Here is a 22,046-nt window from a genome sequence, read left to right on the forward strand (position 1 = left end):
TTAAAAAAATTTAGCACATCTCTCAGTGGAAGCGATTGATGTGGTTAAAATATGTAACAATTATATTTTCTCTACCTGTGTAAAACTTAATTCTAATGGAGTCTTTCTTCCGAATATCTTAACCATTACTTCAAGTTTACGTTTTTCTTCATTAACTTTTTCAACTGTTCCATTGAATCCGTTAAATGGTCCATCGATTACTTTTATTGTTTCATTAACTTCATAAGGAATCAAACCTACATCTTCTGTAACAGAAAGTTCATCTACTGTACCAAGCATTCTATTTACCTCTGTCTGTCTTAACGGTACAGGATCTCCACCACGCGTTTCACCAAGGAAACCGATAACACCAGAAATAGATTTTATAATATGTGGTAATTCTCCCGTTAAATTAGCTTCAATCATAATATACCCAGGAAAGTAGATACGTTCTTTCGTAACTTTTTTTCCATCCTTAAGATTAACCACCTTTTCCATTGGAACTAACACTTGTGATAAATAGTCAGTCATTTCTAGTCTAGCAATTTCAGTCTCGATATAATTCTTGACTTTATTTTCTTGACCACTTACTGCTCTAACTACATACCACTTTTTGATATTATTATCAGTCATAAAAGTAATATTAAGAATTTATCAAATTAAAAAATCCTTCAATAGCTTTCTGAAAAACTGAATCAACACCCCATGTAGCCAATGCCATAATAATAGCAAAAATAGATACGATAATGGTATATTTTTGAACTTCCGCCCAAGTTGACCAAGTAACATTTGATTTTAATTCAACAAATGAATCTGATAAATAATTAAAAACTTTTGCCATAATATTTTTATTTGCACGGGTGGAGGGATTCGAACCCCCATCAACGGTTTTGGAGACCGCTATTCTACCCTTGAACTACACCCGTATGTTAAAAAGTTGGCAGCAAAAAACTGCCAACTTATATAATTATTTTATTAGGATTATCCTAAAATTTCAGTTACCTGACCAGCTCCAACAGTACGTCCACCTTCACGGATTGCGAAACGTAAACCTACAGTCATTGCGATTGGTTGTAATAACTCAACAGTAATAGTTAAGTTATCTCCAGGCATAACCATCTCTACTCCTTCTGGTAATTGGATAGTTCCAGTTACGTCAGTTGTACGAACGTAGAACTGAGGACGGTAGTTATTATGGAATGGAGTGTGACGTCCACCTTCTTCTTTTTTCAAGATATAAACCTCTGCTTTGAATTTAGCGTGTGGTTTAACAGATCCTGGCTTAACGATAACCATACCACGACGGATATCTTCTTTAGCAACACCTCTTAATAATAAACCTACGTTATCTCCAGCTTCACCACGATCTAAGATTTTACGGAACATCTCAACTCCAGTAATAGTAGAAGTTAATTTATCAGCTCCCATACCAATGATTTCAACCGGATCTCCTGTATTAGCAATACCTGTTTCGATACGACCTGTAGCAACAGTACCACGACCAGTAATTGTAAATACATCTTCGATTGGCATTAAGAATGGTTTTTCAGTATCACGAATCGGCTCTTCAATCCAAGAATCAACTGCTTCCATTAAAGACATTACTGTATCAACCCATTTTGGCTCACCATTTAAAGCTCCTAAAGCAGAACCTTGGATAACTGGCCCATTATCTCCATCATACTGATAGAAAGATAATAAATCACGAATTTCCATTTCTACTAATTCTAATAATTCAGCATCATCAACCATATCCACTTTGTTCATGAAAACAACCATACGTGGAATACCAACTTGACGACCTAATAAGATGTGCTCACGAGTTTGTGGCATTGGACCATCTGTAGCAGCAACTACTAAGATAGCACCATCCATCTGTGCAGCTCCTGTAACCATGTTCTTAACGTAATCCGCGTGACCTGGACAGTCAACGTGAGCGTAGTGACGATTAGCTGTAGCATACTCTACGTGAGATGTATTAATTGTAATACCTCTTTCTTTTTCTTCTGGAGCATTATCAATTTGATCAAATGATTTAGCCTCAGATAAACCTGCATCTGATAATACTTTAGTAATAGCAGCTGTTAAAGTTGTTTTACCGTGGTCAACGTGTCCGATAGTACCAATATTTAAATGGGGTTTCGAACGATCAAAAGTTTCTTTTGCCATGATTTAATAATTTAATCTTAGTTATATAATTAGTGTACATTATTTAATTAACTCTATGAGCCAACGACGGGATTTGAACCCGTGACCTCTTCCTTACCAAGGAAGCACTCTACCCCTGAGCTACGCCGGCAAAAAGACTTTAATTGTGGGGAGAGCAGGATTCGAACCTGCGAAGGTTTCCCAACGGATTTACAGTCCGTCCTCGTTGGCCGCTTGAGTATCTCCCCTAACCTTATTTTAGCCGCTTTTACACTACCAGAGCCGATGGAGGGACTCGAACCCACGACCTGCTGATTACAAATCAGCTGCTCTAGCCAACTGAGCTACACCGGCAATTTAAAAAGTCCGCTATTTCTAACGGACTGCAAATGTATATAATAATTTGTACAAACAAAAGTTTTTTTAAGCTTTTTTTACACAAACTAATGAGATTTCATTTTTTCTTTACGTTTGATTAGCAATCGTTCAACTGCATCACCCGCAAGATCAACAGCCTCCTCAAATGATTTCGCTGTCTTTTTTACAACTATATCATCACCAGGAACTTTTACAATAACATCTGCTGATTTATTCTCCTTATCACTTGTGTTTTCAACACGCAAATTTACATCAATATCTACTATCTTATCAAAATATTGTTCTAATTTTTCTAATCGAATATTGATGAAATCTACCAACTTACGATCCACATTAAAATTCACTGCTTGAATGTCTACTTTCATAATAAATTATTTTAAAAAGATTAATAATTATCACTCGTCATCACTAAAACGCGGATGTGCATTTTTGTAAACCTTCTTTAATTCAACCAAACTCGTTTGCGTATAAATCTGAGTAGAAGATAAACTTGAATGCCCTAACAATTCTTTAATAGAATTCAAATCCGCTCCATTATTCAACATATGTGTTGCAAAAGTATGCCGTAACATATGTGGGCTTTTTTTCGACTTCGAAGTAACACCTCTAAAATAGTTATTTATTAATCGATACACAAATGTTTCATTCAATTTATTTCCGTTTTTTAACAACATTAACAAACCCTCACCCTCAGAAGCAATCAAAAAACGTTTAGCTAAATATTTCTTCAACAAAAACTGCACTTCATCAACTAACGGAACAACCCTTTCCTTATTGCGCTTACCAACGACTTTAATGTTATTTGAAAAAAAATCAACATCTTTTAACCGCAAATTTATCAATTCTGATTTACGAATCCCTAAAGTATAAAACAACGCAACAACAAGAAACTTCAACATTTGATCATAGTCCTCCAAATCAACTTCATTCAAAACCAATTTCATTTCGTTTTCAGAAAAAGGAATTTGCAGTTTTTTTTCAACCTTTAAAGATTTATGACCAGTCAATGGATATTCTTCAATAAATTTATTTTGATACAAATATTTAAAAAAACTTTTCAAAGAACTCATTTTACGATTTATCGACAAACTAGAATAATTACTTTCTGACAAAAAAACCACCCAAGTTCGAATTACCGAATAATCAATTTCATTTAATAATAATTTTTCTTCCTTAAAAACGTAATCAAAAAAAACATTCACATCATCTGTATAAGCACGTAATGTTTTTAAAGAATATCGTTTTTCTTTAATCAAATAATCTGAATATTGTTTTAAAATTTCTTCCATAAAAAAACCATTAATCAAAGTTAACTTTAATTAATGGTTTTATATAGTTTCGTTCGAAAAAAATTAGAATTCTAAAGATTCTCTTAATCTTTGAACGTAAGCTGCTTTTTGTAATTGAGCACGTTTTGTTACAGAAGGTTTCGTAAAGTTTTTACGCTCTCTTAAAGCACGTAATGTACCAGTTTTATCGAATTTTCTTTTGTAGCGTTTTAACGCTCTATCAATATTTTCTCCGTCTTTAATTGGAATGATCAACATAATTTATACACCTCCTCTCGTTATGGGTGCAAATATAGGAATATTTTTTTTATTACATTAGAAAAAAGAAAAAAGATTATAGAAAAAAGAGAACTACTGTGATATTTCAGAAAATCATATTCGTAGGTAAATTTTTTCATCTTATTTAAACATCTATTAACCAATCACTAACAATAAACATATGTAAAGTTCCCAAAAAAAAATAGGAAAAACTAATACAGTTTTTCCTATTTTATATTTTCTAATAGAATTTAGTCTTTTAAAATTTTACGAGAAATCACTACTTTTTGAATCTCTGTAGTTCCTTCACCAATAGTACATAATTTAGAATCACGGAAGAATTTCTCAACTGGGAAATCTTTTGTATATCCGTAACCACCGTGAATTTGAATCGCTTCTGTTGAAACTTTCACACAAACTTCCGAAGCATACATTTTTGCCATAGCTCCGATTTTAGTCATCGGTTTGTGATTATTTTTCAAGAAAGCAGCTTTGTGTAATAATAATTCAGAAGCTTCAATTTCTGTTGCCATATCAGCTAATTTAAATCCAATTGCTTGGAATTCAGAAATTGGTTTCCCAAACTGAATACGTTCTTTCGAATATTTTAAAGCAGCTTCATAAGCACCTTTAGAAATTCCTAAAGACAAAGCTCCAATAGAAATACGACCACCATCTAAAATTTTCATCGCTTGGATAAATCCTTCTCCAACTTCTCCTAAACGGTTCGCATCAGAAACACGACAATTGTCAAAAATCAATTCAGCTGTTTCAGAAGCACGCATTCCTAATTTATTTTCTTTTTTACCAGAAGTAAAACCAGGAGTTCCTTTTTCAATAACAAAAGCAGTCATTCCACGAGAATCACCTTTTTCACCAGTACGAACAATTACAACTGCAACATCCCCAGAAATCGCATGAGTAATAAAGTTTTTAGCTCCATTAATTACCCATTCGTCACCTTCTTTAACAGCAGTTGTTGACATTCCACCAGCGTCTGAACCTGTATTATGCTCAGTTAAACCCCAAGCACCAATCCATTCTGCAGTTGCTAATTTAGGAATCCACTTTTTCTTTTGCTCTTCGTTACCGAAAGTTAAGATATGATTTGTACATAATGAATTATGTGCAGCAACTGATAAACCAATCGAAGAATCTACTTTTGAAATCTCTTCAACAACAGTAATATATTCGTGGTATCCTAAACCTGAACCACCTAACTCTTCAGGAACTAAAACTCCCATATAACCCATTTCTCCTAACTTCTTGAATAATTCAACAGGAAAAATTTGAGCTTCATCCCACTCCATAATATGTGGACGAATGTGTTGTTCTGCAAAATCTCTAATAGATTGCGCAATCATTGCTTGTGTATCGTTGTACTCGAAATTCATATAGTTTTTAGTTTATTTTCTTAAAAACCCAAATATAACGTAATTATATTTAATTTGTCAAGCGGAAAGCCCTTAATTTTTTTCATATCCTCAATTTTTAACAAATTATCCGATTTACTTCGATAAATCAATATTTCTCTCGAAAGTTGATAACTTATATAAGGAATTTTTGAAAGTTCTTCTCGTGATGCTGTATTTACATTAATTTTGTTAATAATTGGTTTTGTACCTATCCTGAAATATTTTCTTAAAGAACTAATAACATCCGGCGGTAAATTATAAATATAATTCATTTGGTCAATATGAACGAAACCACCATATTTTTCACGTTCGTTTAAAATTCGTTCGGCGTAAGCAGGACCAATACCTTTGATTAACATCAAATCGTCTAAAGTTGCTTTATTAATATCTTTTATTGAAATGGTTTCTGTTTTAAAAACATAATTATCATTCAAAGATGTACTTTGCTTTTTCTGCGTCCAATCTGGAAATTTAAAATACGGACTATATTCAACCAACCATTCATCTGAAACACCGGTTATTTGTTGAAATTCTTTAGCAGAATTCACATATTTATCCAATTTTCGAAAAGCTAATAATTTATCAATTTCCTCTACTTTCATTTTAAGAAAATAACCTTTATGGTCATCAATGAAATTGGGATTAAACGGATAAATGGTCCGTTTAGATTTTAGCTGTTTTAAACTATCAATTTCTTTTTGATAAAAAGCTATTGAAGCTTCATCAATTTGAAAATCTTTAAAATCTGTTGGCGTATTTCGATAATAATAAAAAGCAACCTGAATCAGGATGATTAAAAAAAGTAACACAAAAATTCCTTTACGTTGTGATGACGTAAACATTCGCATTCGATTTAAAATCTTCCACTTCATAAATCATAACTTTCATAATACCAATGTAATAAAAAAAATTGATTTAAGAAAAAAGAATTTACAAATCGAAAACAGAACTGCGTTTGGTGTAAATCATATCTTTAATCTTCAGCAAGAACGCCAAAGTCAAATAGATAGAGAACCAAATTCCTAAGGTAAAAAAAGACATATAAACAAAGAAAAAACGCACACGACTAACTCGAATACCAAGTTTTTCGGCGAAACGAGCGCAAACTTCGTAACCGTTTTTTTCGAAATAATGTCGTGTATTTTGAATAATCTTCATAGATTCAAATTTAAACATTATTTCGAAGTAATTTCACACCTATCGCACATTGTAAACATTTTTTTTCGTCACAAAAATTTTTCTTTAAATGAATCAAGGTTTGCGAATCAAAAGCATTTTCAACTGAAATATTTAAATCTTTAAATTTATCAATAATTGAATTTTTTTCAGGATTGAGATTTCGATACATTTCCAAAACATCATCAAAATCAGATTTACCTAAACTCTTTAAATACACGAAACGCAATGGCAAAATCGTATTTAACAATAACAAATCAATAAAGGAAGTAGTCAATTTTTTAGTTGTAAATTTACTTTCTTTATCAAAAACATAATGTGTTTTCCAATAATCAGAAACTGAAATTGAGAAATATTTATAAATAGTTGCAATCGATAATTCTTGTTGAATCAAATCAGAAAATAAATGTTCTTTTTGATGTAAAAGATTTGCCAATTGTGAGAATCGAATCATAGGAAAATTATCAGGTCGTAACTTAAAAAAATGAATCGGTTCTGATATAGAACTCTTTAACTGGTGCTTTTCTTTTAAATAAGAAAATTCGTTTAGTATTTCTTTGAAATAATTATCTTGTTTCGGAATTTGCAACAAACCAGAAACTCCAAAGAAAAGGGCTTCCAAATTAAAAGCACTGAATCGTTCCTTAGAAATCACTTTATAAGAAATTGATTTTGCAGTTTGTTCAAAAGCAGAACCGTTAATATTTAAACCAAAATTTTTAGTTAATAAAACAAACAAAACTTCTTCCCAATTGTTTTGGGTTTCTTTTAAAAGCTTTTCAATGGGTTTGGATTTAATCTCCAATCGGTCTATCAATAACTTTTCTTTCCATTGAAACCAAGTGAAATCATCAATCCCATTCAACTGATTTTCGCAATACAACCAATTTTTAGAAGTTCGTAAATTGAAATAATTCTTTATCAAAACTTCATTTATATATTTCGAAAGATTCAAAACCGGTAGTACCGAACCATCTTTTCGAAAAACATCAATATCATAATCCCAAACTACGTGTAAAATCACGTTATCATAATTAGAATCGATTTCGTGTTGATGCGCATACCAATCTGAAGCTTTTAAATGCATTTCTACATTTCCTGCCCAAAGCTGATTATCTATATATAGTTGCGCATTAAAAAAATCAGGACCAGCCATTTGAACATAATCACCAAAACGAACAATTTCGATTTTCTGATGTTGCTCAGAAATCAAATTCGTAACATCGAACTGTTTGTTGCGCCAAACAAAATGTAAAAAATCTTCTTTCATAACGATTCGTTTTCTTAAAGTTAATTATAAATTCCCGAAATACAACTCGTTAAATCAATTTATCTATATTTGTAAAAAAACAACATAATGAGATTTCTTTACGCTTTATTACTTATTTCATTTACAAGCTTTGCGCAAAAAGGCATTCAGGTTACTTACAACAATTATTCGAACGGAAATATCACAAACGACGATGTGATTTTGTTTATCGGAAATCAGCAACAAGGATTGATAACTAAAAAAGTGGTTTTTGATAAAAAACTACAATCGTTTCCGAAAGAAAAAAAGTTTATCAATTACAATAATAAAATCGTGACTTCTCAAGCGGAAGTTAGTGATAATAATTTTATCATTACCAACGATTCAACTTCGATTAAAAATGCGAAGTTTGAACTTACGAATGAAACCAAAGAAATTTTGGGCTATAAATGTAAAAAAGCAAAAACAACAATTAATTCAAATAACATTGAAATTTGGTACACAAACGATGTTCCGTTTAAAGGCGGCCCAAGTATTTTGGGACAAGATTTAGGATTGGTTTTAGAAATTAATCGAAACAATACTTACAGCACCAAAGCCAAAGAAATTATCAAAATTGCCAAATTAGACAACAAAGAATTAAGTGCAAATTCAAAAGCTACTTACGCTGATGCATTAGCTTATCAAGATTATATTTGGAAAAGCAGATTTACTACTTTACCGATTTTCAAAAACGAGGTTATCAGTTTTAATGAAAACAACAAATCAAACGATAGTATTTTAAAGTTTGGAAACGGAACGGTTATTATCAGAAAAATCAAATTCCCGAAGATTGGAAAAACCGACCAAGTTTTTGTTGATTTAGAAGAAAAATCTAACGGTGATGCGTATGACAGAACCGGAAGTGTGTTTATCATTCCAACCTCAAAAGAACAATCTTTTTTTACTGGTTTAACGAAAGGAATAAATACGTTGCCGATTTACGAAAACGGAAATGGTAAAAAATATCAAGGTGTTATCCAAACCAAAAACTATTTACCAACGGTTGAGTTGATGCGTTTTTTCACTCCGTTTGGTGTTGGTTATTTCAACGGACTTCAGCTAAAAGACAAAACGTGGCAAGAAAGTGTTTTTTATCGACAAGATATTTCAGAGTTGTATCAACAGCTTTCGGGCAAAGACATTTATGTTGGTGTTTTTATTGGGAATTATGACAAAGGTGGACACGAAGTTTCGTTAAACATTACGATTCATAAAGACGAGAAAAAGTTTTTCAATTTCAATTATTCCGAACCACTTTTCAATACAACCAATTTATTAGAAATGGGCGGACAAGAATACGGCTCGTTGTTTGATTCAGAAAAAGGCTTGGAAGTGACTTTTACTTTAGATAAAGAAGTTAAAAATGCGATGTTGCGCTACATTACCACAGGTCACGGTGGATGGGAAAATGGCGATGAATTTGTTCCGAAAACAAACACCATTTTATTAGACGATGCAGTGGTTCATAATTTTATTCCGTGGAAACAAGATTGCGGTTCGTATCGCGAATACAATCCAGTTTCAGGAAATTTTGATAACGGCTTATCCTCATCAGATTATTCAAGAGCCAATTGGTGTCCGGGAACATTAACAAATCCGAATATGATTGCGTTAGGAGATTTAAAACCTGGAACACATAAGATCACGATTAAAATACCAAAAGGAAAACCCGAAGGCGGCAGTTTTAGCTTTTGGAATGTATCGGGTGTTTTGTTAGGAAATACAGGGTTTTAAAAAGATTGCTATCTTTTACTAAAATCATTGCTATCTTTAACTAAAACCATTGCTATCTTTTATCCAAGTCATTGCTTTCTTTTAGTAAAAACACCAAGAATATTTTTTAGAAATAGATAAAACAAAAAAGGCAATCTTTACAGATTGCCTTTTTTGTTATTTGATAGCGTTAATGATATCGTATTTTGTAATGATATGGTGTTTACCATTTTCTAATTCAACCAAAACCGCTTGGTTTTCTTTAGTGATTAATTTAGAAACTTCTTCGATTGAAGCGTTTGCTTTAACAATTGGATAAGCAGCTCCCATGATTTCACGAATTGGTTTTTCAATAATATTAGCATCAGCTAAGTATGCATTGAATAAATCCGATTCGTTTAATGAACCTGCAAATCCGTTGATATCAATTACTGGAAGTTGAGAGATTTTTAAATTACGCATTCTTTCGATAGCATGTGAAACCAATTCTTCTGTACGAACGATTGCTAATGGTTTTTTAATGTGATTTTGAATTAAATCAACCGCAGTCGAAACTTCATTTGTGATATAACCTTTTTCACGCATCCAATCGTCGTTAAAGATTTTACCGATGTAACGAGAACCTGAATCGTGGAACAAAACAACCACAATATCATCTGGTCCTAATTCGTCTTTTAATTGCAATAATCCTTTGATTGCCGAACCTGAAGACATTCCAACAAATAAACCTTCTTCTAAAGCTAATTTACGGCAGTAAACAGCCGCATCTTTATCTGTTACTTTAGTGAAACCGTCGATTACATCAAAGTTTACGTTCTCTGGTAAAATATCTTCTCCGATTCCTTCAGTTACGTAAGAATACACTTCGTTCTCGTCAAAGATTCCCGTTTCTTTATATTTTTTGAATACAGAACCGTAGGTATCAACTCCCCAAATTTTAATATTTGGATTTTTCTCTTTTAAGTATTTTCCAACTCCAGAAATCGTTCCACCTGTACCAACACCAACAATGAAGTGCGTGATTTTACCTTCTGTTTGCTCCCAAATTTCAGGACCGGTTTGTTCGTAGTTTGCTTGTGCATTCGATGGATTATCGTATTGGTTAACGTACCATCCGTTTGGCGTTTCTTCAGCTAAACGTTTCGAAACTGAATAGTATGAACGTGGATCGGTTGGTTCAACATCTGTAGGACAAACGACAACCTTTGCTCCAACAGCACGAAGGATATCCATTTTTTCTTTAGACTGTTTGTCTGTGATTACACAAATTAATTTGTATCCTTTAACAACAGCTGCTAAAGCTAATCCCATTCCGGTATTTCCAGAAGTTCCTTCAATGATTGTTCCACCAGGAACTAAACGTCCGTCTGCTTCTGCATCTTCCACCATTTTAAGAGCCATACGGTCTTTACATGAATGACCTGGATTGAAATATTCAACCTTTGCTAATACGGTTGCAGGAATATCTTTTGTAATGTGATTTAATTGAACCATTGGAGTATTACCAATCGTTTCTAATATATTTTTTGCGATTTTCATCTTAATTTTATTTTATGCAAAGATAACAATGCTTTTTTTTAATTGAAAAGGTGAATGTTAATATTAAACTAAACTTGCGTTAGGGATTGCAATGAAAAGCCCACAGCAAATTTATTTGCGAGGACTTGTAATGGAAAGCCCGACCTGAAAGGGAACGCCCTACCAGAAGAAATCCCAAACGATTCCAAAACGCAAACGCATATCGGTAAACGGACGCGTTGGTGTTGCAAAATAGTTATGACCTGTAATACCCGAGTTGAAATGTTCTAGATTTAGATAAATACGCGCGGTTTTGATTTTAGCATTTACAAAGAAATCGAAGGTTGGGAAACCTCCAATTTTTCGCGTGTCTTGAACAAAATAATCTCCAAGGATTGGATTGTATTCGTTGGCGTAATATTTTGTATGGTATTTAAAAACAATTCCAGTTTGTAAAAACAATGCGTTTTTAAAAACTTTATCTGAATAATAAATGGTATTTCTAGTGATAAAATTCGGAACATTTACGATATTCTCGTCCTGAGCAACTTGCTGAAACATTAAGGTATTATCTAAAGCAAATTTCCCGAATTTGAATTCGCGCTGTGCCTTAATATTGAAATACGAAATCGGTTTTGCGTATTGCTTAGGTGAAACCAATAGTTGTTCGGCATTTCCGTAAGCATCAAATTGGGTATCTTCATTTGAAAAATAAATCTTATCATGAATCAACTGGAAATTACCAGAAAGATTAACATAAGGATTTTCAAGTTCTGCTGTTACAGATTGTATTTTTTCGTTAGAAAAATTATTAATCCAATTGTAATTGATGTAAGTACTTTGAAACATTTGCTGCGTCATTTCAGGAATCTTATTTAAAAAATGATAATTTGCTTTGATGGCATATTTCTCATTTAAACTATAAATAACATCAGCTTTCAATTCAGTAGTAGCAATTTCGGAAATAGATTGGCGAGCTTCAGCATTGAAACTAAATTGCTCTTTATTGATTGCGTAAGAACCTCCCAAAGTAACCAAATCATATTTTAAAGAAGCTGGTACGATTTCAGAATTTTGTTTTACAACAATAGAATTATAATAATAATCAAAATTAGAAACTTCGGCCATGAAAGACAATTCCCCCAAAGTTGCAGAGCTATATGCAAGAGCTAATTGATTATAGAAATTCTTGAAACGAACTTTATCTCTGACTGAATTTGAATATGAATTTCCGAAATAACGAATGTCAGAATCGAAAGTAGATAAATCTGCTTGAGAAAACTCGTTTGATTGATATTGATAATAAAATTTATGCTTTAACCAAATCTCATTTTCTGTAGAATTATTGAATTTGTACTTATGATTTAAAAAAGCACGAGTTCCTTTAAACATTGAATTTGCATTTCGAGAATAAACATTTAAACGCTCGCGATTATTATATGGCGCATCGCTAGATTCAAACAAATCGATATCGGTGATTCCACCATTTTCTTGATTCATGATGTCTTGAAAAACGAAATTTGTTTGAAGAAAATATTCTTCGTTTTTCGTATTATAAGAACCACCAAATTTAAAATTACCTATAGAATTAAGCTCATTCATATAAGCACCAAGCGAACGCAAAGCACGATAACCAATGAAAACATTTGTACGCTCGTTAAAGTTAGTCGTAAAAAGTGAGTTCAAATTTTGTCCTTGTTTAACCACAGAACGATAAGCAAGTTCAGTAAATGGGGTTGGTACTTTATAGTAATTAATATCTTCAATTTGATAATAGTTCCATTGTTTAGAGCTGAAACCAAAACTTGGAATCAGACTATTCTTTACTAAAGAATAATCCAAAATATTATAGGTTTGACCATCGTTAGATAACGATTGCAATCCAAACATATCACGTCCTAGAAAATTTAGTTGTTGAAACTTTTTAATTGTTAGAGCTGTATCAACCGCAGTAATCTTGTTATCGTATGAAATGATTTTATACCAATCAATTGGAGCAATGGAATCATTAGCAGATTTGGTTTTACTTGTTGAATTAGTAGAACCTATAGTTGTAGCATTAGAATTTGATGAATTATTTACAGGCTGATTTACTTTGGTATTATCAATCTTGATATTCTTCTCGTCTTTTGTTTTTAATTTGTCTGTTCTCTTTACTTGAGCACTAGCTTGTAAAGAGAAAACAAAAAAACATAACAGAGCTAAATTGCGCATAAAAAAGATTTTTAGCAAAGTTAGATTTTTTTTCGAATAATTTCATTGGTTTATAAAAACAAAAAAAGGACGTCAAATGACGTCCTTTTTAATTTATTAAAAAACTAGTTATTATAACCAGGATTTTGTTGTCCTCTAATTATAGGGTTTGCATTTAATTCACTATTAGGGATTGGCAAAGTTAATTTATAACTATTAGCTGGCAAACCAGCACCTGTACCGTTTACAATAGCATCCTTAGCATATCTTTGGAAACCAGGAGACCCTGCCTTCATACCAATACGTTTCATATCTAAATAACGATGTCCTTCAAAAGCAAATTCAACTCTTCTTTCATCTAAAATAGCTTTCCATGCACTAGTCGCATCTGTTAGGACAGGCATCGAAAAAGATAAAGCTGGAATAGAACGATTAAGACGTAGATTTGCAATAATATTCCCAACAGTTGAATAATTATCTAAAATCACCATTGGATCTGTAGAAGTCATCGCAATTTGTCCTTGAGCAGCTCTAGCTTCAGCTAATAAAAGTGCGATATCTGCATAACGAATAATTGGTATATCATTTTTTAATGCAGCAGGAAAGGCACCTTGCTTTCCTTCAAACTTACCAATTAAAAGCAAGTCCTTATCAACATACTCGAATTGTGGTAAAGAAGCATAATCAACATCAACTTCAGAAGTCGCTTGTAAATTTACAGAATAACGAACATCAACACGTGTAGCTCCAAAAGCTTCACCAGTTACAGCTGGATCTAATTTATCTAATTCATTGTACAGAGAACGTCCCATCTCGTAGAAGAATGAACCATCAACGTCAACTGATGAAGAATACCAGTTTTCAGCAACATTACCTCCACTTCCTAATGGTCGAGATAATTTCCATATAATTTCACTACTAGGTTCAGCTGGATTGAATGAAAACATAGCAACATACTCAGGTCCAGTAGCAAACCTATAGTTACTCAAAACACTTTGGGCTAATGGAATTAATTCAGTATAGTTTTCTGTCATTGCATACAATTTCACTTTAAAAGCATTTAATACTTGATCAGTGATATAATTATTATTTTCATTAACCCAGCCATCAGGTCTTATGGTTAAAGCTTCATCAATATCATCAACTATAAATTTCGTAATTTGTGCAACAGTAGATCTACCAATATGTTCATCCAAACGTCCTTCTTCAGGTACAAAATCAACTTTCATAATAGACAAACCTGAAGGATTGGTATAATCAGGTGTATAATATGCAAACAACTTTAAGTTAGCATAAGCACGTAAACCAAGTAATTCAGCTTTATTATTAATTAACTTAGTACGCTCAGCTGCCAATGTAGCTTCTGAGTATAATTTATCAGTAATATTAATAAGCCTATTTACTCTATTAATTACAGAATAATAAGAAGCCCAAGTTGAATTGGCAAAACTAGTTCCAGGTTGCATAAAGAAACCATACTCACCAGAAATCAAACCTTGACCACCATTATCTCTTCCAATAGCAACTTCATCTGTAAAAATAGAAGTAAAACCAATTTCTGATTCTCCAGGAAGTGAAATATAAATCCCACTAATTCCACGTTTTATATCATCAGCGTTTCTAAAAACCTCGTAAGGATTACTTATCTCACCAGGTTGCGTAATATCAATTGCATCATTACAAGAACTAAATAATCCTGCTAAAGCAATTAATAATAATATACCTTTTTTTCTCATTTTTTTATATTTTTAGAATTGAACTTCTACACCGAATGAAACTGTTTTAGGTGTTGGATATTGAGCAAAATCACTTCCTCTATTACTCTCTGCATCAAACCCTTTCCACTTTGTCCATGTAATTAAGTTCTCTGCTTGAGCATAAATTCTCAATCCTGATAATTTTAAAGGTGCTAAATTTTTTGCTGTAAAATTATATCCTAAAGTAATATATCTAAGACGTACATAAGAGGCGTCACGTAAACTTCTGTCAGAAATTGTTTGATAAAACTCATTCGTATTATTTAGTGATGGATATTTTGCATCAGTATTGGTTGGTGTCCAAGAATCATGTAATTCACGAGACTTATTAAAAGTACCAATATCAGCAGTAGTTAAGAAATCTCGATAATCATTATCAACTCTCCACATGTTTTGTACAAAAGAAAACTGTGTAGACAGGAAGAAACCTTTATAATCAGCATCGAAACCAAAACCACCTTGATAAAGTGGATACGCAGACTTTCCAGTAAACTTTCTATCCTCATCTGTAGGAGTCTCAGTCATGTTACCATCTTTATCATAGAACCATAAGTTTCCATTAGCAGGATTAACCCCTGCATATTCAACCATATAATATTGACCTAACATATCACCTTCTCTCATGATATTTCCTCCACCATTCCAAATAATTCCATCAGAATTCGGTAATTTAACGATCTCATTTTTATTGTATGATCCATTAACATTAATAGTAAATTTGAAATTATCATTTCTTACAACGTCAGCAGCAAGTAATAATTCAATACCTCTATTTCTCATCGAACCAACATTAGCAAAAATAGATGAAGTCCCATAAATAGCAGAAATTGGTTGAGATTGATATAAATCTTTAGTTGTTTTTTGGTAAACATCCAAAGTTCCTCTTAATCTACTTTGCCAAATTCCAAAATCCAGACCAATATTTGCTTGTTCTACAGTTTCCCATTTTAAATTAGGATTTGCAATATTAGAAATCACTAAAGACGGATTGTTATTATAACCTCCACCTACACTGTATAAATCCCTAAACAAAGAGGCTCCTCCAAAAAGACCAGATCCTGTAATATCTTGATTACCTGCAGTACCATAAGAACCTCTTAATTTTAAATCATCGAATACAGATTCTTGCATAAACTCTTCGTTGCTAATATTCCAACGTGCAGAAACTGAATAGAAAGTTCCCCAACGATTAGAGTTCGCAAAGCGGAAAGAAGCATCACGTCTAACTGTAGCCTCTACACCATACCTTGTATCATAATCATATGAAGCATTAGCAAAATACGAAAACAATCCTGCATTAGCAACTGACATACCAACACTTGGAACGTAATAATCATTAGCATCAGTATCAGAAATCCATCCTGCACCAGAATTTGGTGAAGAAAAATATCTATCTAATCCCTCTTGTGCTAAACTAGACGATTTAAAGTGTGCTTTTAAATACTCCATAAAAACACCTGCCTTAACTTCATGAACATCGTTAAAAGTCTTAGCCCATTTCATATTAGTTAAAGAATTGAAAGACACAACCCTTTGATTAATTTGAGAAGCTGAACCAACAAAAATAGATTCATCATTTCTATCAGGACTAAAAAACCAAGAATTGAATGAATATGGAGAGTCGTATCCATTTTGCGTAATATGTGTATAATCTACACCTAATGATGTACCAACAGATAAATCATCAGTTAACTTATAATTAACATTACCTTGAGCGATCATTTTTAACTCTTCTTGATTAAAATCAAACCACTTAGCTTTGTCCATTAATAACAAAGGAGACGCTTTCAAAATACTTCCTGAAACAAAAGAACTACTAGTTAATTGGTTCCAAATAGACTGATGAGAGCCATTATAAGAATCAGGGTTAATATAAGGTGCACCTTGTAAAGCACCAACAACATAATTATTATTTACAGAACCAGTACCTAAACCTTGTGCAATTCTAGATTTTGAATAGTTTGCAGTAATATTTGTTCCGTAAGTTAGACGTCCATCATTACTTTTTCCATTTAAATTATTTCTAAAGTTAAAACGTTTTAAATCGGTATTAATCAAAATACCTTCTTGATCCGTATAACCAATAGAAGTAAAAGAAGCTAAATTTTTAGACCCCCTAGTAAAAGATAATGTATGATTTTGAGTGATTGCAGTTCTAAAAAACACATCCAACCAATTTGTTTCAGCAGCAGTTTTTTGTAATGAAGCAGAATAGTTATTAAAGCCATTAGCCATTTCAAAATCCATTAATTCCTTACCACCCATCAAATCATAATTGTTTTTCTGTAATCTACTAACACTGGTAGTCCCAACGTATTTAATCTGCAAATCAGACTCAAATGAAGCTCCTTTGGTTGTCACTACAATAACACCATTTGCACCACGATTTCCATAAATTGAAGTTGCTCCAGCATCTTTCAACACAGTGATACTTTCAATATCATTTGGATTAATACTTCTAAAACTAGAATTACCCATAGGCACCCCATCAATAACAAACAATGGCTCTGTATTACCATTAATAGAACCAGCCCCTCTTAACAATACCGAAGTATTACTAGAACCTGGCTGTCCTGAACCTGTACTAATTTCTAAACCAGGCACTTGAGACTGCAATGTCTGTACAAATGAAGCATTAGGTCTTCCCTCAATTGTCTTTGCAGTAACCGTTGAAGCAGCAACAGCAGATTTTGGTTTTGAAACTGTTCTATAAGCATCAACCACAATCTCATCCAACACTAAATCGTCTTCAATAATCATTGAAAAATTTAACACATTAGATACACCAACAGTTGCTTTCTGTGTTTTAAGACCTAATAATCGCACAACCAGCTTCTCACCTTGCGCAGCATTAATAGAATACTTCCCATTCTCATCCGTATCAACACCACGCGTTGTTCCCTCTACCAAAACGGTAGCTCCTTGAATAGGATCTCCATAGTCTTTTGATGTTACTGTACCTGTAACCACTTTAGTTTGCGCAAACGAAAACTGAAAAGTCAAAACTGATAACAGTAACAAAATCCAAGTAAACTTTGACTTCATATAAAATTATTTTGAATTAGTTATTCAACAAAACTAACATATTTTTATAAGATAACAAATTTTTAACACAGAAAATACACTTTTTTATAAAGTAAAATTCAAAAAAAAAGACCGCCATTTACGACAGTCTTTAACAAAGAAAAAAAAAATTACTTTATTACTATTTTTCTAGTATCAATTTTGCCATTTTTTGAAATTTGCAATAAATAAACTCCTGAATTCAAACCAGAAACATTTATTGTTGCATCTCCCGAAAATGCAAACAAAGAATCATCACTATAAACTTTCTTTCCTAACATATCAAACAAAGAAACAGCTGCATTTTCAATCACTGAAAAATCCGCAGAAACATTTAAAATATCTGTCACAGGATTTGGATACACATTTAAACTTTCAATTTTAAAATCATCAGAAGATACATTTGGCTCATAAAAATCAACAACACCGCCCGAAACTATTAATGAGAATTTTTGACTACCCGAGTCTAAAGCATTTCCTTTATGAGTCACGAAAACTTTATAAACACCAGCAGGAGCTCCATCAAAAAGCGGCACAGTATAATCTATCTTCTCAATATTATCTACATTATTATCAACATCTCGAACTGGAGCAGGATTAATCATACTCGTTTTACTTAAACTCCAAGGCATTAAGGGATCCCCTCCAGAAGGACGAATGATTCTCAAATCTAAATCATTAACAAGAACAGGCGTTGTAGAATCAGTTGCAGAAACTATATTCCCAGGTTTATCAGTCCAAGCCATTGTTGCAGTCAAAGCTTCAGAACCATCCAAAACAACATGCAACTCATAAACTTGACCACTTACCAAAGTCAGCTCTTTCAAAACAGCATTTCCATCTTTAGCCGCCTTCATCACTTTAGCACCTCCTTCAGCATTAATAACACCCCATCCAAACCTAGCATTAGGCCCACCAACAGTATAAGTATCCGTAGAATACCTAGCATTACTAGCGGTATGAGCCATCAGAGCCCTAATTGTTGCAGATCTAAAATATCTATCCGCAAAATCCAAACCACTCAAACCAAAAGGCCATAAAACTCTAGAATACTGTTGCCATAATGCAAAAACAGCCGTTACAGAAGGTGCAGCCATAGAAGTACCTGGATAAGAATCATAACTACCAGAAGAACCAGCTGTTGGAAAATTAGAAGAATAAACCCCAAATCCTTTTGCTACAATATCCGGTTTCACACGAAAATCATCCGTAGGTCCCCATTGACTAAAACTTGTCATCACGACAGCTGTTGGACTTGTATAGTTTGTAAAACCATTAATAGCACCAACAACCACAGCATTTTTGGATGCCGTTTCATTCACCATCTGATCAAATCCTAATTTAGTAGGATTTAACGGTGAGTTACTTGGGGCTCCAGAAATTTGAGTTCTATCATTTCCAGCTGCATAAACCGCTTGATATTTTTCCGCATCAAAAAGAATATCATCAACTGCATTTGCCTCACTATTATATCTACCATAAATACCTACTTGATTCATATAAGAAGTATTACCAATACCATAAGAATGATTCGAAACTAATAAACCTTGAGCAGCCTGTTCAGCCATCTCTGTATGATCGTATTGCCAAGTATTAGACCATAATCTTCCATCAAAAGCAATCCCTCTAGCAGCTACAACCGGACCATTACCAATCATTGTACCACCAACATGGGTAGCATGATCTCTACCTTCTTGTTGAAATTCAACACTACCAGGCACATTTAATTGATTATCTTTATTTAGAGTTCTAGAAACCCCTAAATTTGGATGATTTGCTTGAGGCTGACCTCCATCCCAAATACCTAAATTCATATTTTGACCTTGAATATCAATTCCTAAAGACCCACCATTATACAAATGCTGAGCTCTAGCAGTTTGAACAGAACTCTCAGTCGTTGAGTTATTATAAGTTTGAAAATATACTAACTCACCCGTTTCCGAATCAACACCTTTTAACGAAAAAAAAGCTCCCTCAGGTGTAACTCCATCAATAGGCAACCCCCTTTCTTTAGCAAGCACTAAACCTTTAGCATAACTTTCCTCTTGATTCGCTCTAAATTTCACAGCCATTTGTTCTAATTTTTTCAAATCATAACCTTTGGCTATATTTATTCTCTCTTCATCTGTTTGAGAATATCCTTTCATAGAAATAGCCCCAATTAAAGCCAAGAAAAATAATTTTGATAATTTACATTTCATTGTATAGATTTTATTTTGTTAGATTTATTTTTTAGTATTTAGACAGTTACCAAAGTTATAAAAAAAAATTACATTGTTTATATTTGTAAAAAATTTTTAACAATGTTGGAATTAAAAAAATCAGATTTTTCTTTTGAAGCCGGAACAGATGAAGCCGGAAGAGGCTGTTTAGCTGGTCCTGTGACCGCCGCAGCTGTTATAATAAAAGACCACACTTTACTCCAAAATGTTAACGATTCTAAACAATTAAGCTCAAAAAACAGAACTATTCTTAAAAAAATCATTGAAACAGAAACAACCTTTTATGCTTTTTCGCATATTTTTGAAAAAGAAATAGACGAAATCAACATTCTTAATGCGTCAATCAAAGCAATGCAAGAATCAATTGCTAAATTAGAAATAGAACCTGAATTTATAATTGTTGATGGAAATCGTTTTAAACCTTATAAAGAAATTCCATATGAATGTATTATCAAAGGCGACGCCAAATATTTAAGTATCGCAGCTGCTTCGATTATTGCAAAAACAAAACGTGATGAATACATGGATTTGATTCACGAAGAATTTCCTATGTACAACTGGAAACAAAACAAAGGCTACCCAACCAAAGAACACAGAAAGGCAATTCTTGAGTACGGCCCTTGTAAATACCATCGAATGTCGTTTAGACTTTTACCTGAACAATTGAAATTAGATTTATAAAAAAAGAGTTACCAAAAAGCAACTCCTTTATAATATACTACATTAATTGCATTTGAAACAAATCAACTAAATGCTTCGTAATTTTCTCTTTCACATCTTGTTCATCTACAAACTTCACACCTAATTCATTATTCAATGAAGCAACAGCTTTACCTCGAATTCCGCAAGGAATAATATGATCAAAATAACCTAAATCTGAATTTACATTTAATGCGAAACCGTGCATCGTAACCCAACGAGAAGCACGAACACCCATTGCACAAATTTTACGAGCAAACGGAGTTCCAACATCAATCCAAACCCCAGTTTCTCCTTGGCTACGAGTTGCGACAACTCCGTATTCTGCGAGAGTTAAAATCACTGCTTCCTCTAAGAATCTTAAATATTTATGAATATCGGTAAAGAAATTCTCCAAATCTAAAATCGGATAACCAACCACTTGTCCCGGCCCGTGATACGTGATATCTCCACCACGATTAATCTTATAAAAAGCAGCTCCTTTTTCCGCCAACTGACTTTCAGACAAAAGCATATTAGACATATCTCCACTTTTCCCTAATGTATATACATGAGAATGCTCAACATAAAGTAAATAATTTGGGGTTTCAACCTCCTGATTTAGTTTTCTGTTTTCGGACTTTATAGAAAGAATACTTTGAAACAACTCTTCTTGATATTCCCAAGTCTCTTTATAATCCTTTAAACCTAATTCTTTTATTATTATTTTTTTATTCATGATATTCAGAAAATCAATTATATTTAGGATTATTTAAAATAACCAATGCCGCTATTACTCCTGGAATCCATCCTGCAAGTGTCAACAAAAAAACAATTACTATAGAACCACAACCTTTATCCAAAACTGACAAAGGAGGAAAAATAATTGCTAATAAAACACGCCATAAACTCATTTTAAATATATTTTTTAAAAACAAAATTACAATAAAAACCTTTGAAAAGCAGTT

Annotated in this window: 19 protein-coding genes and 4 tRNA genes; 2 read left to right on the forward strand and 21 right to left on the reverse strand. The window is 32.8% G+C overall.

Going from position 1 to position 22,046, the window contains the following annotated elements; all coding sequences use genetic code 11:
* Positions 1 to 60: 60 nt before the first annotated feature.
* From nusG to EG240_RS00960, 14 genes are all read right to left on the reverse strand, one after another.
* Positions 61 to 612 (reverse strand): transcription termination/antitermination protein NusG, encoded by a 552-nt coding sequence (gene nusG / locus EG240_RS00895; RefSeq protein WP_125016470.1) that lies wholly within the window; start codon positions 610 to 612, stop codon positions 61 to 63.
* Between the two features lie 10 nt (positions 613 to 622).
* On the reverse strand, positions 623 to 820 hold the full coding sequence (gene secE, locus EG240_RS00900; protein WP_125016472.1) for a preprotein translocase subunit SecE: 198 nt from the start codon (positions 818 to 820) through the stop codon (positions 623 to 625).
* Positions 821 to 834: 14 nt separating this feature from the next.
* Positions 835 to 905: transfer RNA gene (locus EG240_RS00905), tRNA-Trp, on the reverse strand.
* A 55-nt stretch (positions 906 to 960) separates the two neighbouring features.
* The gene (tuf, locus tag EG240_RS00910) at positions 961 to 2,148 is read right to left on the reverse strand and encodes an elongation factor Tu (protein WP_125016474.1); all 1,188 of its coding nucleotides are present in this window, start codon (positions 2,146 to 2,148) and stop codon (positions 961 to 963) included.
* A 58-nt stretch (positions 2,149 to 2,206) separates the two neighbouring features.
* Positions 2,207 to 2,278, reverse strand: a tRNA-Thr gene (locus EG240_RS00915).
* A gap of 16 nt (positions 2,279 to 2,294) precedes the next feature.
* Positions 2,295 to 2,375, reverse strand: a tRNA-Tyr gene (locus EG240_RS00920).
* A 32-nt stretch (positions 2,376 to 2,407) separates the two neighbouring features.
* Positions 2,408 to 2,481: transfer RNA gene (locus EG240_RS00925), tRNA-Thr, on the reverse strand.
* An 89-nt stretch (positions 2,482 to 2,570) separates the two neighbouring features.
* Positions 2,571 to 2,870, reverse strand: coding sequence for a ribosome hibernation-promoting factor, HPF/YfiA family (gene hpf, locus EG240_RS00930; protein WP_125016477.1), 300 nt, complete (start codon positions 2,868 to 2,870; stop codon positions 2,571 to 2,573).
* 30 nt (positions 2,871 to 2,900) lie between these two features.
* Complete coding sequence (locus EG240_RS00935) at positions 2,901 to 3,794, reverse strand: tyrosine-type recombinase/integrase (RefSeq protein WP_125016479.1); 894 nt, start codon at positions 3,792 to 3,794, stop codon at positions 2,901 to 2,903.
* Positions 3,795 to 3,857: 63 nt separating this feature from the next.
* On the reverse strand, positions 3,858 to 4,052 hold the full coding sequence (gene rpsU, locus EG240_RS00940; RefSeq protein ID WP_125016481.1) for a 30S ribosomal protein S21: 195 nt from the start codon (positions 4,050 to 4,052) through the stop codon (positions 3,858 to 3,860).
* A 251-nt stretch (positions 4,053 to 4,303) separates the two neighbouring features.
* Complete coding sequence (locus EG240_RS00945) at positions 4,304 to 5,446, reverse strand: acyl-CoA dehydrogenase family protein (protein WP_125016483.1); 1,143 nt, start codon at positions 5,444 to 5,446, stop codon at positions 4,304 to 4,306.
* A gap of 20 nt (positions 5,447 to 5,466) precedes the next feature.
* Complete coding sequence (locus EG240_RS00950) at positions 5,467 to 6,339, reverse strand: ComEA family DNA-binding protein (RefSeq protein WP_235830311.1); 873 nt, start codon at positions 6,337 to 6,339, stop codon at positions 5,467 to 5,469.
* A 58-nt stretch (positions 6,340 to 6,397) separates the two neighbouring features.
* The gene (locus EG240_RS00955; RefSeq protein WP_397337238.1) at positions 6,398 to 6,625 is read right to left on the reverse strand and encodes a PspC domain-containing protein; all 228 of its coding nucleotides are present in this window, start codon (positions 6,623 to 6,625) and stop codon (positions 6,398 to 6,400) included.
* Between the two features lie 10 nt (positions 6,626 to 6,635).
* Entirely contained in the window at positions 6,636 to 7,913 is a 1,278-nt protein-coding gene (locus EG240_RS00960) for a DUF2851 family protein (protein ID WP_125016485.1), read from the reverse strand.
* 87 nt (positions 7,914 to 8,000) lie between these two features.
* On the opposite strand from EG240_RS00960, the gene EG240_RS00965 reads away from it, so the two are divergent.
* Positions 8,001 to 9,668, forward strand: coding sequence for a GLPGLI family protein (locus EG240_RS00965; protein ID WP_125016487.1), 1,668 nt, complete (start codon positions 8,001 to 8,003; stop codon positions 9,666 to 9,668).
* A gap of 156 nt (positions 9,669 to 9,824) precedes the next feature.
* Here EG240_RS00965 and EG240_RS00970 read toward each other — a convergent pair whose 3' ends face one another.
* The 5 genes from EG240_RS00970 to EG240_RS00990 form a co-directional block, all read right to left on the reverse strand.
* Positions 9,825 to 11,186: a pyridoxal-phosphate dependent enzyme gene (locus EG240_RS00970; protein WP_125016490.1), complete on the reverse strand. Its 1,362-nt coding sequence runs from the start codon at positions 11,184 to 11,186 to the stop codon at positions 9,825 to 9,827.
* 159 nt (positions 11,187 to 11,345) lie between these two features.
* The gene (locus tag EG240_RS00975; protein WP_125016492.1) at positions 11,346 to 13,379 is read right to left on the reverse strand and encodes a putative porin; all 2,034 of its coding nucleotides are present in this window, start codon (positions 13,377 to 13,379) and stop codon (positions 11,346 to 11,348) included.
* A 104-nt stretch (positions 13,380 to 13,483) separates the two neighbouring features.
* The gene (locus tag EG240_RS00980; RefSeq protein WP_125016494.1) at positions 13,484 to 15,094 is read right to left on the reverse strand and encodes a RagB/SusD family nutrient uptake outer membrane protein; all 1,611 of its coding nucleotides are present in this window, start codon (positions 15,092 to 15,094) and stop codon (positions 13,484 to 13,486) included.
* 12 nt (positions 15,095 to 15,106) lie between these two features.
* Positions 15,107 to 18,160: a SusC/RagA family TonB-linked outer membrane protein gene (locus tag EG240_RS00985; RefSeq protein ID WP_125016496.1), complete on the reverse strand. Its 3,054-nt coding sequence runs from the start codon at positions 18,158 to 18,160 to the stop codon at positions 15,107 to 15,109.
* Between the two features lie 149 nt (positions 18,161 to 18,309).
* Positions 18,310 to 20,379 carry a S8/S53 family peptidase gene (locus EG240_RS00990; RefSeq protein WP_125016498.1) on the reverse strand — a complete coding sequence of 690 codons (2,070 nt, stop codon included), beginning with the start codon at positions 20,377 to 20,379 and terminating at the stop codon, positions 18,310 to 18,312.
* A 102-nt stretch (positions 20,380 to 20,481) separates the two neighbouring features.
* On the opposite strand from EG240_RS00990, the gene EG240_RS00995 reads away from it, so the two are divergent.
* On the forward strand, positions 20,482 to 21,081 hold the full coding sequence (locus tag EG240_RS00995) for a ribonuclease HII (protein ID WP_125016500.1): 600 nt from the start codon (positions 20,482 to 20,484) through the stop codon (positions 21,079 to 21,081).
* A gap of 37 nt (positions 21,082 to 21,118) precedes the next feature.
* Here EG240_RS00995 and lipB read toward each other — a convergent pair whose 3' ends face one another.
* Together lipB and EG240_RS01005 are read right to left on the reverse strand one after the other, a co-directional pair.
* Complete coding sequence (gene lipB, locus EG240_RS01000) at positions 21,119 to 21,817, reverse strand: lipoyl(octanoyl) transferase LipB (RefSeq protein WP_125016502.1); 699 nt, start codon at positions 21,815 to 21,817, stop codon at positions 21,119 to 21,121.
* Between the two features lie 13 nt (positions 21,818 to 21,830).
* Positions 21,831 to 21,992, reverse strand: coding sequence for a YqaE/Pmp3 family membrane protein (locus EG240_RS01005; protein ID WP_125016504.1), 162 nt, complete (start codon positions 21,990 to 21,992; stop codon positions 21,831 to 21,833).
* Positions 21,993 to 22,046 lie beyond the last annotated feature (54 nt).

Origin of the sequence: Paenimyroides tangerinum (assembly GCF_003865405.1) — a bacterium.
Classification (GTDB): domain Bacteria; phylum Bacteroidota; class Bacteroidia; order Flavobacteriales; family Flavobacteriaceae; genus Flavobacterium; species Flavobacterium tangerinum.

Bases quoted from the DNA above. Each gene is read 5' to 3' on its own strand.
- EG240_RS00945 (WP_125016483.1), bottom strand. From the start codon at position 5,446: ATGAATTTCGAGTACAACGATACACAAGCAATGATTGCGCAATCTATT.
- rpsU (WP_125016481.1), bottom strand. From the start codon at position 4,052: ATGTTGATCATTCCAATTAAAGACGGAGAAAATATTGATAGAGCGTTA.
- tuf (WP_125016474.1), bottom strand. From the start codon at position 2,148: ATGGCAAAAGAAACTTTTGATCGTTCGAAACCCCATTTAAATATTGGT.
- EG240_RS00965 (WP_125016487.1), top strand. From the start codon at position 8,001: ATGAGATTTCTTTACGCTTTATTACTTATTTCATTTACAAGCTTTGCG.
- hpf (WP_125016477.1), bottom strand. From the start codon at position 2,870: ATGAAAGTAGACATTCAAGCAGTGAATTTTAATGTGGATCGTAAGTTG.
- EG240_RS00960 (WP_125016485.1), bottom strand. From the start codon at position 7,913: ATGAAAGAAGATTTTTTACATTTTGTTTGGCGCAACAAACAGTTCGAT.
- EG240_RS01005 (WP_125016504.1), bottom strand. From the start codon at position 21,992: ATGAGTTTATGGCGTGTTTTATTAGCAATTATTTTTCCTCCTTTGTCA.
- EG240_RS00975 (WP_125016492.1), bottom strand. From the start codon at position 13,379: ATGCGCAATTTAGCTCTGTTATGTTTTTTTGTTTTCTCTTTACAAGCT.
- secE (WP_125016472.1), bottom strand. From the start codon at position 820: ATGGCAAAAGTTTTTAATTATTTATCAGATTCATTTGTTGAATTAAAA.
- EG240_RS00985 (WP_125016496.1), bottom strand. From the start codon at position 18,160: ATGAAGTCAAAGTTTACTTGGATTTTGTTACTGTTATCAGTTTTGACT.
- EG240_RS00950 (WP_235830311.1), bottom strand. From the start codon at position 6,339: ATGAAGTGGAAGATTTTAAATCGAATGCGAATGTTTACGTCATCACAA.
- EG240_RS00995 (WP_125016500.1), top strand. From the start codon at position 20,482: ATGTTGGAATTAAAAAAATCAGATTTTTCTTTTGAAGCCGGAACAGAT.
- EG240_RS00955 (WP_397337238.1), bottom strand. From the start codon at position 6,625: ATGAAGATTATTCAAAATACACGACATTATTTCGAAAAAAACGGTTAC.
- lipB (WP_125016502.1), bottom strand. From the start codon at position 21,817: ATGAATAAAAAAATAATAATAAAAGAATTAGGTTTAAAGGATTATAAA.
- EG240_RS00990 (WP_125016498.1), bottom strand. From the start codon at position 20,379: ATGAAATGTAAATTATCAAAATTATTTTTCTTGGCTTTAATTGGGGCT.
- EG240_RS00980 (WP_125016494.1), bottom strand. From the start codon at position 15,094: ATGAGAAAAAAAGGTATATTATTATTAATTGCTTTAGCAGGATTATTT.
- EG240_RS00935 (WP_125016479.1), bottom strand. From the start codon at position 3,794: ATGGAAGAAATTTTAAAACAATATTCAGATTATTTGATTAAAGAAAAA.
- EG240_RS00970 (WP_125016490.1), bottom strand. From the start codon at position 11,186: ATGAAAATCGCAAAAAATATATTAGAAACGATTGGTAATACTCCAATG.
- nusG (WP_125016470.1), bottom strand. From the start codon at position 612: ATGACTGATAATAATATCAAAAAGTGGTATGTAGTTAGAGCAGTAAGT.